The sequence below is a fragment of the Streptomyces solicavernae genome (assembly GCF_029968095.1).
Taxonomy (GTDB): Bacteria; Actinomycetota; Actinomycetes; order Streptomycetales; family Streptomycetaceae; genus Streptomyces; species Streptomyces solicavernae.
The window spans coordinates 189,281-201,468 of the sequence record NZ_JASCIR010000006.1 but is presented as its reverse complement, the minus strand read 5'-3'; the positions used below and the strand labels follow the sequence as shown (position 1 = coordinate 201,468).

The 12,188-nt window shown below is 71.8% G+C and carries 8 protein-coding genes and 1 pseudogene; 2 read left to right on the top strand and 7 right to left on the bottom strand.

The features are described from left to right. Nucleotides 1-40 precede the first annotated feature (40 nt). Nucleotides 41-1,711 (top strand): sodium:solute symporter family protein, encoded by a 1,671-nt coding sequence (locus tag QIS99_RS10420; RefSeq protein ID WP_282512657.1) that lies wholly within the window; start codon nt 41-43, stop codon nt 1,709-1,711. 20 nt (nt 1,712-1,731) lie between these two features. After that, nucleotides 1,732-2,022, top strand: coding sequence for a hypothetical protein (locus QIS99_RS10415; RefSeq protein WP_282512655.1), 291 nt, complete (start codon nt 1,732-1,734; stop codon nt 2,020-2,022). On the opposite strand, the gene QIS99_RS10410 is transcribed toward QIS99_RS10415, so the two are convergent. From QIS99_RS10410 to rsmA, 7 genes and pseudogenes are all read right to left on the bottom strand, one after another. Then, the gene (locus QIS99_RS10410) at nt 1,907-2,680 is read right to left on the bottom strand and encodes a response regulator transcription factor (protein ID WP_282512653.1); all 774 of its coding nucleotides are present in this window, start codon (nt 2,678-2,680) and stop codon (nt 1,907-1,909) included. The two genes, QIS99_RS10415 and QIS99_RS10410, sit on opposite strands and share 116 nt — an antisense overlap. A 225-nt stretch (nt 2,681-2,905) precedes the next feature. Beyond that, complete coding sequence (locus QIS99_RS10405; RefSeq protein ID WP_282512651.1) at nt 2,906-4,732, bottom strand: outer membrane protein assembly factor BamB family protein; 1,827 nt, start codon at nt 4,730-4,732, stop codon at nt 2,906-2,908. Nucleotides 4,733-4,846: 114 nt separating this feature from the next. After that, nucleotides 4,847-6,742 carry an outer membrane protein assembly factor BamB family protein gene (locus QIS99_RS10400; protein WP_282512649.1) on the bottom strand — a complete coding sequence of 632 codons (1,896 nt, stop codon included), beginning with the start codon at nt 6,740-6,742 and terminating at the stop codon, nt 4,847-4,849. Between the two features lie 255 nt (nt 6,743-6,997). Further along, nucleotides 6,998-8,815, bottom strand: a complete 1,818-nt coding sequence (locus QIS99_RS10395) for an ABC-F family ATP-binding cassette domain-containing protein (protein ID WP_282512786.1) — start codon at nt 8,813-8,815, stop codon at nt 6,998-7,000. 492 nt (nt 8,816-9,307) lie between these two features. Next, nucleotides 9,308-10,213 (bottom strand): annotated as a pseudogene (locus tag QIS99_RS10390) (acyltransferase family protein); the annotation flags it as partial. Nucleotides 10,214-10,400: 187 nt separating this feature from the next. Beyond that, nucleotides 10,401-11,306, bottom strand: a complete 906-nt coding sequence (locus QIS99_RS10385) for a 4-(cytidine 5'-diphospho)-2-C-methyl-D-erythritol kinase (RefSeq protein ID WP_282512647.1) — start codon at nt 11,304-11,306, stop codon at nt 10,401-10,403. Continuing rightward, the gene (gene rsmA / locus QIS99_RS10380; protein WP_282512645.1) at nt 11,307-12,182 is read right to left on the bottom strand and encodes a 16S rRNA (adenine(1518)-N(6)/adenine(1519)-N(6))-dimethyltransferase RsmA; all 876 of its coding nucleotides are present in this window, start codon (nt 12,180-12,182) and stop codon (nt 11,307-11,309) included. Between the last annotated feature and the right edge of the window lie 6 nt (nt 12,183-12,188).

Sequence of the window (12,188 nt, the reverse complement as noted above, 5' to 3'; positions counted from 1 at the left end):
TCCGGTCTGATCAGTTCGCGCGACGAAGCGAGAGACCCCCATGCATCACTTGGCCGACGGGCTACGGCTCCCCACCAACGGGCTGGATTACGCGATCCTGGCGATCTACTTCGCCGTCGTCCTGGGCATCGGTTTCGCCGCCCGGCGCAGCGTGCGGACCAGCCTCGACTTCTTCCTCTCCGGGCGCTCGCTGCCCGCCTGGGTCACCGGACTGGCCTTCGTGGCCGCCAACCTGGGCGCCACCGAGATCCTGGGCATGGCCGCCACCGGCGCGCAGTACGGCGTGGCCGTCGTGCACTGGTACTGGATCGGCGCCATCCCGGCGATGGTCTTCCTCGGCCTGGTGATGATGCCGTTCTACTACGGCTCCAAGGTCCGAAGCGTGCCCGAGTTCCTGCTCCAGCGGTTCGACAAGTCCGCACACCTGTTGAGTTCGGTCCTGTTCGCCTTCGCGTCGATCCTGATCGCGGGCGTCAACCTGTACGCCCTGTCGATCGTCGTCGAGGCGCTGCTCGGCTGGCCGCAGTGGGTGTCGATCGTCGTCGCCGGGTTCTTCGTGCTCGCGTACATCACGATCGGCGGTCTCTCCTCGGCGATCTACAACGAGGTCCTGCAGTTCTTCGTGATCCTCGCCGCGCTCATCCCGCTCACCATCCTCGGCCTGAAGCGGGTCGGCGGCTGGGACGGTCTCACCGGCTCGCTCACCGAGCGGCACGGCGGCAACTTCCTCACCGCGTGGGGCGGTACGGGCATAGGTGACCCCAACCCGCTCGGTGCGAACTGGCTGACCATCGTGCTCGGCCTCGGCTTCGTGCTGTCCTTCGGCTACTGGACGACCAACTTCGCCGAGGTGCAGCGCGCCCTGTCCGCGAAGAACCTGTCCGCCGCCAAGCGCACCCCGCTGATCGCCGCCTTCCCGAAGATCTTCATCGTCTTCATCGTGATGATCCCCGGCCTGGTCGCCGCCGTCCTCGTCCCGAAGATCGGCACCGCCGGCTCCGACCTGACGTACAACGACGCGATCCCGCTGCTCATGCAGGAGTTGCTGCCCAACGGCGTGCTCGGGATAGCCGTGACCGGTCTGCTCGCCGCGTTCATGGCGGGCATGGCGGCCAACGTCTCGTCCTTCAACACCGTGTTCACCGCGGACATCTGGGCGAAGTACGTGGTCAAGGGCCGTGAGGACACGTACTACTTGAAGTTCGGGCGGCTCATCACCGCGATCGGTGTGGTCGCCTCCATCGGCACGGCCTTCCTCGCCGCCAGCTTCAGCAACATCATGGGATACCTGCAGACGCTGTTCTCCTTCTTCAATGTGCCGATGTTCGTGGTCTTCATCATCGGCATGTTCTGGAAGCGGGCCTCCATGAAATCCGGTGTGTGGGGGCTGCTCGCGGGCACCTCGGCCGCGATGGTCAACTACTTCGTCATCTACCAGGGGGGCGTCATCGACATCCCCTCCGACCAGGGCGCCAACTTCGTCTCCGCGATCGTCGGCTTCGTCGCCGGTGCCGTGGTGATGGTCCTCGTCACCCTGTTCACCGCGCCCAAGCCGGAGGCCGAGCTGGCCGGTCTGGTGTACGGCACCACCTCGCCCGGCATGGAGGAGGCGCCTCAGGAGGGCGACCAGGTCTGGTACCGCAGGCCCGCCCTGCTCGGCTGGGGCGCGATCGTCATCGCCGCCGCCTGCTACGTCCCGTACTCCTTCTGACCGACACGGAGGCCCAGAGAATGTCTGAACTGCAGCGCGAAGTCTCCGAGTTGGAGGCCAAGTCCGCCACCGCCGCCCGTCTCTTCGACATCCGGCGCATCATCGGCGGCCTGTTCGTGGTCTACGGCGTGATCGTCACCATCGCCGGGATCACGGCGTCCGAGGCCGACCTGAAGAAGGCCCAGGACATCAACATCAACCTGTGGACCGGCCTCGCCATGCTGGCGCTCGGGCTGTTCTTCCTGGTGTGGCTGAGGCTTCGTCCGGCGGTTGCGCCGGTGCCGTCGGAGCCCGGGGAACAGTCGCCGTAACAGCCCGGTCGAGCAGGCCCGTACGCGCGGCAAGCGCCGCCGCCTCCAGGCGGGAGCCGACGTCCAGTTTCATCAGGACCCGCTGGACGTGCGTACGGGCCGTGCTCGGCGCTATGCCCATGCCCGCCGCGATTCTCCGGGTGTCCTCGCCCTCCGCGACCCGCACCAGGACCTCCACCTCGCGCGGCGTGAGCAGCAGCAGCAGCCGGTGGCCCTCGTCGTCCGCCTTGGCCGGCGGGTTGAGCAGGTCCGCGAAGGCGCCCCGCAGCAGCGCCGGGGCGACCGCGGCCTCCCCCGCCCTGGCCTTCATGATGGCCCGCTCGACGCCCTCGATGCGCTCGTCGTGCCGTACGTAACCGGAGGCGCCCGCGGCGAACGCCGCCGCTATGCCGCGCGGGGACGGCACCGGGCCGAGGACCAGCACCGCGACCTGCGGACGGTCCCGCTTGATCCGCGCCACCGGGTCGAACGCGCCCGGCTCCGCGGGCGCCGCCGTGCCGAGGACGCAGACCTCCGGCGCCCGCTGCACCACGAGCTCCGCCGCCCCCGCGGCCGGCGCCGCCGCGGCGAGCACCCGGTGGCCGCGCAGCTTCAGGGCCGAGGCCAGCGCCTCCGCATGCAGACGGTGATCGTCGACCACCATGAGCCGCACCGCCATCGCGCTACCCCCAGATCCCCGGCGACCCGTCGTCGGGCGGGACCCCCCGGCCCGACGTTTCCCGGAAGCTACACGCTTGTTCGACGGCGCGCGCCCTTTACCGGACAGATGCCTGTCGGAACCGGCGAAAATCCCGCCCCGGCCCGCCCGTGCACACGACGGCGGGCCGCCCCTCCAGCGGAAGCTCCACCGGAAGGGACGGCCCGCCGCTCGGCCGGCGCGCGGTCAGCCGGTGCCGAACACCACGGCGAGGTGCCGCTTGCGGGTGTCGGACGGGCTCGGCTTCGACATCAGCTTGTCCGAGATGTACAGGGCGCCGTCGCCGTACAGCATCTCGGCGCCCTCGGGCAGGGAGTACTGCGTCTCGGCGTCCCGGATGTCTTCCTGCGCCGGGTTCTCCAGGAGCACCGTCTGCTTGCCGGTCTTCGGGTCGATGGTGACGACCTGACCGCCCTTGTCGTACGGCGGGATCTTGTACGCGAGGATGTTCGTGCCGTCCATGCGCAGCGGCAGCATCTGGTACCGGTCACCCGCGTCCGCCTTCGGGCCGACCTTCTCGCCGGTGGCCAGGTCGAACGAGATGATCTCGTTGGTCATGCCGTACTCGCCGCTGCCCTCGTGCTGGGCCGTCGGCACGTACACCCGGTCGTTGCCGACGACGACGCCGGAGCACTCCTGGACCTTGTTCACGTCGCAGTCGAGCTGGTACTCACGCTTGCCGAGCGCCGCCTTGCTGCGCAGCTTGCCCGCCTCGTCCAGGGCGAAGATGTCCGAGACGCCGGACGCGGTGATGTCGGTCGAGTCCACGCCGAAGACGACCGGCTTCGTCGACATCACCTTGGCGTTGTCGATGCCGGCGGGCAGCTTGTACGTCCACTTGGGGGTGCCGGAGACCGGGTCGATCACCTGGACCTCAAGCCGCGGGTTGTCGTACGAACCGCACTTGCGGACCGCGACCAGCTGCTCGCCGCCCGCGTACCCGGCGTCCTTGCAGGTGTCCGAGGGCTTCGGCGCCCAGCGGGGCTTGCCCGACTTCAGCTCGAAGGCGGCGCCGCCGTCCGTGCCGCCGCCGACCGCGACGGTCTCACCGGAGATGACGACCTCCTGGAAGTCGGCCTTGCCGCCGCCGTCACTGACGCTCTTCTGCCACAGCTTGTCGCCGGTCTTGGTGTCGAAGACGGCGATCTGGCTGCAGCCGTTGTACTCCTTCTTGCCCTCGGCCTCGAAGACCACGGCGGCCAGGCCGTCGTCCGAGACCTGGCGGGAGCCCGCGCAGGTCGGGCCGGTCAGCGGGAGCGTCCAGAGCTCCTTGCCGTCCTTCGGCGCATACCCGACGATCTTGCTGTCGCCGCTCTTCACGTACGCGTCGTCGGTGAGCCAGGAGCCCTTGACGCTCAGCGTGGTGTCCTCGCCGACCTTCGGCGCGGGCAGCTGGAAGCGGACCTGGGCGGCGGTGTTCGACGGCACCTTCTCCTCGCCGCCGCCACCGGCCGGGCCGCTCTCGCCGCCCTTGCCGCCCTCGCCGGTCTTCGCCTCCTCCTTCGGCTCGTCGCCGTCGGACGCGTACCAGAATCCGCCGCCGACGATCAGCGCGACCGCGACCACCGCGGCGACGATGATCGCCAGCTGCGAGTTGATCTTCTTGCCGCCGCCGGTCCCGCCGGGACCGCCCATGGGCTGCGTGATGTGCTGCTGCGGGAACTGCTGGTAGCCGTACGGGGGCTGCTGGGGCTGCTGGCCGGGGGCCTGCGGGTAGCCGTAGCCCGGCTGACCCGGCTGACCCGGCTGACCCGGCTGGCCCGGCGGGGGCGTGCCCGGGGCGGGCGGCGGCGGGGTGCCGGGCGCCTGCGGGTAGCCGTACGCGGGCGGCGGGGTGCCCGGCGCCGGGGGCGGCGGGGTGCCGGGGGCCGGCGGGGGCGGGGCGCCGAAGCCGCCGCCGGGGGGCGGGCTCTGCGGCGCGCCGAAGCCCTCCTTCGGCGGGTCCTGCGGGGCGCCGAAGCCCTCCTTGCGAGGCTCGTTCGGCGGCTGGGGCGGCTGCGGCGGCTGGGTCATCGTGATCTCTACCTGTCTGACTGAGGGGACGGGCCGGGCGTACGAACGGCCAGAGGGCGTCCCGCCGGCCCGCGAGCCGTCGGCTCACGGAACCCGGGGGACGCCCAGGGGGACTTACTTGCCGAAGGACAGCATGCGGGTCTCCTCCTCGCCGTCACGGCCCATCAGCCGCGAGGACGTGGCGTAGAGACGGCCGTCCGCGTAGGCCATCTGTCCCGCGCCGACGATGGAGTTCTCGACGCTGGCGGTAGTCTCCGGGTGCTGCAGGAGCAGCTTCGGCTTGCCGCCGTCCGGGCTGAACCGCACGGTCTGGCCCGGCTTGTCGAAGGTCGGCTCGACGTACGCGATCAGGTTGCCGTCGGAATCCGCGGACAGCGGCATCAGGGAGCGCGGGTCCTCGGTCTTGCCGCGCCACTTGGGCTTTCCGCTGTCGAGGTCGAACGCGACGATCTCGTTGCTGCGGTCGTAGTCGCCGGACTTCTTCTCCTCGGTGGCCATGAAGAAGAGGTCGTCGGTGGCGACCATGCCCTGGCAGCTCTGCAGCTCCTTCTCCAGGATGGACATGCCGCAGCGCTGCGTGAAGGAGTCCTTGCCGCCGTCGATCTGCGAGCGGACCTTGCCGTTCTCCTTGAACGCGACGATGTTCCAGGCCTTGTCGTCCCGGTTCACCAGGGAGACGACGAGCGGCTTGACCGAGTAGACCTTCTGCACCTGGTAGCCCTTGGGCGTCATGTAACGCCACTTGACCTTGCCGGTCTTCGGGTCGATCGACTTGAGCTGCTCGTTCTCGTCCGGCTGGGCCAGGCAGGAGTCGACGGCGAGGACCGTGTCCCCGTCGGCCGCGAAGGAGTTGGGGAAGCAGCCCCGGTCCTTCTTCAGCGTGTACTGCTCCTCGCCGTCCTTGAGGCTGTACGCGCTGCCGGACTGGGAGCGGGCCACCATCACGTTCTCCCCGGCGATCTCCAGGTCGAGCGTGACGGTCGAGTCGAAGAGGCCGCCCGTCTCGGTCTTCTTCTGCCAGCCCTTCTCACCCGTGTTGAGGTCGATCATCTGGAGCTGGTTGCACTTGCTCTTCTCACGGTTGTCGGTGTCCTTGTAGGCCACGACGACCATGCCGTCCTCGGAGGGGCGGGGCGGGGTGTCGCACACGGCGTGCGGGAGCTTGACGCTCCACGCCTTGCTGCCGTCGCTCGCCTTGAAGGCGGTGACCTCGTTGTACCCGGCCTGGATGACGTTGTCGCCCACGGTCCAGATGTCCATGAGCGGGGCGCCGTTGCGCGGGGGGTCGAGGTCGTTCTTGGCGACCCAGACCCTCGCCTCGCCGGGCTTGCGGCCGGCGTTGAGGTCGTCCTCGCCGCCGTTGCGGCTGCCGGCGGTCTCCTCGCCGGCGTTGGTGGGCTTGCCGTCCTCGCTGCCCTTGGCGATCGGCTCCTTCTTCTTCGGCTTCTCGTCGTCACCGCTGGTGGCGAACCAGACGCCGCCGCCGATCACGAGGACCGCGGCGAGGGCCGCACCGATGATCGCGGCGGGCTTGCCCTTGAACGGGCTGCCCGAGCCGCCACCGGGCCCGGCGGGCCCGCCGGGCATACCGGGCGCGGGCGCCCCCGGGTACTGCGGCTGCTGCGGGTAGCCGTACGCACCCTGCGCGGGCGCGCCGGGCTGGCCGCCGGGCTGCCCCGGCTGGCCGTACGGACCCGGCTGCGGCTGACCCGGCTGTGCCTGGGCGTACGGGTTGTCGGCGGCGGGCTGGCCGGGCTGGCCTGGCTGCGGGTAGCCGTACGAGGGCTGGGCGGGCGGCGGTCCGGCCGGCGGGGTCGCGGGCCCAGCGGGCGGTGCGGAGGGTACGGAGGGCGGGGCGGCGGGCGGCGCGGACGGCGGCGCCGGCGGCACCGGAGGCGTCTGCGGCGACTGCGGCGGCTGGCCGGGCTCCTTGGACATCCCCTGCTGAGGGTCCTGCGGAGCCCCGGCACCGCCTTGCGGCTGCGGCGGCTGGCTGGGCGGCTGACTCATCAGCGGTGTACCTCTTCACACGGGTCCCGCAGCCCAACCGGCCTCCCCCGCAATTCCGTTGGTCAAATCCCCTCGGAAAGGAGCGAATCGGGCATTGTCCCCGTACCTGTATGTCTGTCGAGCGGGAGTTCTTTGTACCACTGACCACCGACATCCAGCCGTGCCGGCCGCCCCCTTGTTCCCAAGGGAGGACCGGCCTGTGATGCCGCCGTTATCGCCCTGCGCGGGGCGTGAGCGAGCCGTTGCAGGTGGGGCTCAGGAGGCGTCCTCGGCGAGTTCCAGCCACCGCATCTCCAACTCATCGCGCTCCCCCGCCAGTTCGCGCAGCTCGGCGTCGAGCTGGGCGACGCGGCCGAAGTCCGTGGCGTTCTCGGCGATCTGCGCGTGCAGCTTTGTCTCTTTTTCGGAGATTTTGTCCAACTGGCGCTCGATCTTCTGGAGTTCCTTCTTCGCGGCCCGGGCGTCCGCCGAGGACTTCGCGGGCGCCGCGCCGGTCTGCGGCTGCGCGGCCGGGGTCGCCGCGGCGGCCGTCGCCTCCTCCATGCGGTGCCTGCGCTCCAGGTACTCGTCGATGCCGCGCGGCAGCATCCGCAGCGCGCCGTCGCCGAGCAGCGCGAACACCCGGTCCGTGGTGCGCTCGATGAAGAAACGGTCGTGCGAGATGACCACCATCGAGCCCGGCCAGCCGTCGAGCACGTCCTCCAGCTGGGTCAGCGTCTCGATGTCGAGGTCGTTGGTGGGCTCGTCGAGGAAGAGGACGTTCGGCTCGTCCATCAGCAGCCGCAGCAGCTGCAGCCGCCGCCGCTCACCGCCGGACAGGTCCCCGACCGGCGTCCACTGCTTCTCCTTGCCGAAGCCGAACTGCTCGCACAGCTGACCCGCGGTCAGCTCCCGCCCCTTGCCGAGGTCGACCCGGTCCTTGACCTGCTGCACGGCCTGCAGCACCCGCCACGTCGGGTCCAGCTCGGCGACCTCCTGGGACAGGTACGCCAGCTTCACCGTCTTGCCGACCACCACCCGGCCCGCCACCGGCTGCTCCTCGCCCTGGCTGCGGGCGGCCTCGGTGAGCGTACGGAGCAGCGAGGTCTTGCCCGCGCCGTTCACACCGACCAGACCGATCCGGTCACCCGGGCCGAGGTGCCAGGTCAGGTGCTTGAGCAGCACCTTCGGGCCGGCCTGTACGGTCACGTCCTCCAGGTCGAAGACGGTCTTGCCGAGCCGGGCGGAGGCGAACTTCATCAGTTCGCTGGTGTCGCGCGGCGGCGGCACATCGGCGATCAGCTCGTTGGCGGCCTCGATGCGGTAGCGGGGCTTGGACGTACGGGCGGGGGCGCCGCGCCGCAGCCAGGCCAGCTCCTTGCGCATCAGGTTCTGCCGCTTGGCCTCCTCGGTGGCCGCGATCCGCTCGCGCTCGGCCCGCGCGAAGACGTAGTCGCTGTAGCCGCCCTCGTACTCGAAGACGTCGCCGCGCTGCACGTCCCACATGCGGGTGCAGACCTGGTCGAGGAACCAGCGGTCGTGGGTGACGCAGACGAGCGCGGAGCGGCGCTCGCGCAGGTGCCCGGCGAGCCAGGCGATGCCTTCGACGTCCAGGTGGTTGGTGGGCTCGTCCAGGACGATCAGGTCCTGCTCGGCGATCAGCAGCTGGGCGAGCGCGATACGGCGGCGCTCACCGCCGGAGAGTGGGCCGATGACGGTGTCGAGGCCCTTCTCGAACCCCGGCAGGTCGAGCCCGCCGAACAGCCCGGTCAGTACGTCCCTGACCTTGGCGTCGCCCGCCCACTCGTGGTCGGCCATGTCGCCGATGACCTCGTGCCGGACGGTGGCCTCGGGGTCGAGGGAGTCGTGCTGCGTGAGGACGCCGAGGCGCAGGCCGCCGCTGTGCGTGACGCGGCCGGTGTCGGCCTCCTCCAGCTTGGCGAGCATCCGGACGAGGGTGGTCTTGCCGTCGCCGTTGCGGCCCACGACGCCGATGCGGTCGCCTTCGGAGACGCCGAGGGAGACTGCGTCGAGCAGGGCACGGGTGCCGTACACCTTGCTGACTGCCTCGACATTGACCAGGTTGACGGCCATTTCACTCCTGAGAAGGTTTTCGATCGACGTCCCAGCGTAGTCGCTGCGCGCGGGCCCCTCGGGGCTCACCCCCAGGGGGCTCCGCCCCCCGGGCCCCCGATCGCGCTCCGCGCCCGTCCGGCTTTCCCACCGTCGTGGCTGATCGCGCAGTTCCCCGCGCCCCTGTCGGGGCCCGGGGGCGGGGTGGGGGAAGAAGCGCCCGCGCCCCACCAACGCCCACCCGCCGCACACCATCCCCACCGCCACCGGCGCCGATACGTCCACCGCGATCAGCAGCGCCGTCCGGCCCTCAAGCAACCCGCCGAAGCCGACCATCGACAGGCCGAGGACGCCGAACAGGCACAGCGTGACGCCGAGGACCGCCAGCGGGCCGGAGCCGGGGCGTGCCGCGGCGGAGACCGGGCGCTCGAAGCGGCGGAAGGCGGCCACGAGCAGAGCCGTGAGCAGCGCCGCCGCAAGCACCCGCAGCGGCACCTGCGCCCACCACGCCGCACTCGCCGGCTCCGGCAGCGGAACGTCGAGGGCAAGCAGCACGCCGTACACCCCGAGCATCGCCGTGAGGTGCCAGAGGAAGGCCGTCATGGCGATGCCGCTCGCGGCGACGACCCCGCGCCACACCCGGGGCCGCCGCAGCCACGCCCCGAGCGGACCGCGCGCCAGCTCGACCGCGCCGACCAGCCACAGCCCGTGGCAGAGCAGGGCGAGCGTGGGCGGGGCCATGTTGGAGATCTCCGCGCCGGGCATGCCGACCATCGACAGCGGATACGGGCCGTACGTCACCAGCGCCACCACCCCCGCGAGCCCGCAGCCGGCGAGCGCGGCCGCCGTGCCCCGGGCGTCGAGGCGGCCGTCGGCGCGCAGGAAGCCCAGCTGGTGCACGGCGAGCCAGACGAGGGCGAAGTTGAGGAACTCGACGTAGGGGACGCCGAGGGCGAAGCGCAGCACGTCGACCGTGGCCGCCGCGGCGGCGAGCGCGGCGAACGCGCCCCAGCCCCACCGCTCGTGCGCGCGCAGCAGCGGCGGGGTGAACGCGACCATCGCGAGGTAGATGCCGATGAACCACAGCGGCTGGGCGACGAGGCGCAGCGTGATGTCGAGCAACCCGCCGCCCGCGCCGAGGAGTTGGAGGACCAGGGCGAGTGCTCCCCAGGTCAGGACGAACACGATCGTGGGGCCGAGCAGGCGCTGCAGGCGGGCCCGCAGGAACGCCGCGTACACCGGCTGGGAGCCGGACCTGCGGCGCAGCGAGCGGTACGACGAGGCGTGTGCGAAGCCGCCGACGAAGAAGAACACCGGCATGATCTGCAGCACCCAGGTGAGCGGTTGCAGCTCGGGCACGACGGCGAGCAGGTTGCCGACCTCGACGCCCCCGCCCGCCCCCGTGGCGACGGCCGCCATCAGCCAGTGGCCGAGGACGACGGTGGCGAGCGACGCGACGCGCAGCAGGTCGATGCAGCGGTCCCGGGTGTCCGGGGTGGCCTCGGCGAGCCGGGCGGCGGCGGTGGTGTTCATGCCCGTACGGTCTCGCCCGGGGCGCGCCGCCCGGCAGGGCTCAGGTACTCAACTGGGGCCTGAGTACGTACGGCTACACCGCCGGGGCGATCACCGTCGCGCCCGGTGCCGGGGCCGGGGCGACGCGGACCGCGCGGCAGGTGTCGGACTTCAGCAGGGCCTCGGCGACGGACTCGGCGGAGGCGGCGTCCTCGGCGAGGAAGGCGGTCGTCGGGCCGGAGCCGGAGACCAGGGCCGCCAGCGCGCCGCCGTCCGTGCCCGCCGCGAGGGTCTGCTCCAGGGCGGGGAAGAGGGCGAGGGCGGCCGGTTCCAGGTCGTTGCCCAGCACCCCGGCGAGGGCGCGCGGGTCACCGGCGCGCAGGGCCTCGATCAGGGCGGGCGAGGCCTGCGGGGCCGGTACGTCGAGACCTTCCCACTGGCGGTCGAACTCGCGGTACACGGCCGGAGTGGAGAGGCCGCCGTCGGCGAGGGCGAACACCCAGTGGAACGTACCGCCCACGTCGAGGGGCGTGAGCTGTTCGCCGCGGCCGACGCCGAGCGCCGCCCCGCCGACCAGGCCGAACGGCACGTCGCTGCCCAACTCGGCGCAGATGTCGAGGAGTTCGGCCCGGGAGGCGCCGGTCCCCCAGAGCGCGTCGCACGCCACGAGCGCGCCCGCCGCGTCCGCGCTGCCGCCCGCCATGCCGCCCGCGACGGGGATGTCCTTGGCGATGTGCAGATGGACGCCGGGGGTCACGCCGTGCCGCTCCGCAAGGGCGAGGGCCGCGCGCGCCGCCAGGTTGCTCCGGTCGAGCGGGACCTGGTGGGCGTCCGGGCCCGAGCACGTCACCCGGAGCCGGTCGGCGGGCGTCGCCGTGACCTCGTCGTACAGCCCCACCGCCAGAAACACGTTGGCCAGGTCGTGGAAGCCGTCGGGGCGGGCGCCGCCGACCGCGAGCTGGACGTTGACCTTGGCCGGTACCCGTACCGTCACACTCACTTACGCCACTCCCCGGTTCTCGGCGATCTTCGCGAACTGTTCGACGGTGAGGGACTCGCCGCGCGCCTGCGGGGAGACCCCGGCGGCGACGAGCGCCTTCTCTGCGGCGGCGGCCGAACCGGCCCAGCCGGCGAGCGCGGCGCGCAGGGTCTTGCGGCGCTGGGCGAACGCGGCGTCGACGACGGCGAACACCTCCGCGCGCGAGGCGGTCGTGGCGACGGGCTCGGTGCGCCGCACCAGGGAGACCAGGCCGCTGTCGACGTTCGGCGCGGGCCAGAAGACGTTGCGGCCGATGGCGCCGGCGCGCTTGACCTCCGCGTACCAGTTGGCCTTCACGGAGGGCACGCCGTACACCTTCGAGCCGGGGGTGGCGGCGAGGCGGTCGGCGACCTCGGACTGGACCATGACGAGCGTGCGGTCGATGCTCGGGAAGGTGGCGAGCATGTGCAGGAGGACGGGCACGGCGACGTTGTACGGCAGGTTCGCGACGAGCGCGGTGGGCGGCGGGCCCGGCAGCTCCTCGACGTGCATCGCGTCGGAGTGCACGAGCGCGAACCGGTCGGCGCGCTCGGGCATGCGGGCCTCGACGGTGGCGGGCAGCGCGGCGGCGAGCACGTCGTCGATCTCGACGGCGGTGACCCGGTCCGCGGTCTCCAGGAGCGCGAGCGTCAGCGAGCCGAGTCCGGGCCCGACCTCCACGACCACGTCGTCGGGGCGCACCTCGGCGGTGCGGACGATCCGGCGGACCGTGTTGGCGTCGATGACGAAGTTCTGGCCGCGCTGCTTGGTGGGGCGTACGCCCAGGGCGGCGGCCAGTTCACGGATGTCGGCCGGGCCGAGGAGGGAGTCGGGGCGGGAGTCGGGGCTGTTGCTCACCGCACA

Coding starts and splice junctions, on each gene's coding strand:
- QIS99_RS10420 (WP_282512657.1), top strand. CDS start 41: ATGCATCACTTGGCCGACGGGCTACGGCTCCCCACCAACGGGCTGGAT.
- QIS99_RS10415 (WP_282512655.1), top strand. CDS start 1,732: ATGTCTGAACTGCAGCGCGAAGTCTCCGAGTTGGAGGCCAAGTCCGCC.
- QIS99_RS10410 (WP_282512653.1), bottom strand. CDS start 2,680: ATGGCGGTGCGGCTCATGGTGGTCGACGATCACCGTCTGCATGCGGAG.
- QIS99_RS10405 (WP_282512651.1), bottom strand. CDS start 4,732: ATGACCCAGCCGCCGCAGCCGCCCCAGCCGCCGAACGAGCCTCGCAAG.
- QIS99_RS10400 (WP_282512649.1), bottom strand. CDS start 6,742: ATGAGTCAGCCGCCCAGCCAGCCGCCGCAGCCGCAAGGCGGTGCCGGG.
- QIS99_RS10395 (WP_282512786.1), bottom strand. CDS start 8,815: ATGGCCGTCAACCTGGTCAATGTCGAGGCAGTCAGCAAGGTGTACGGC.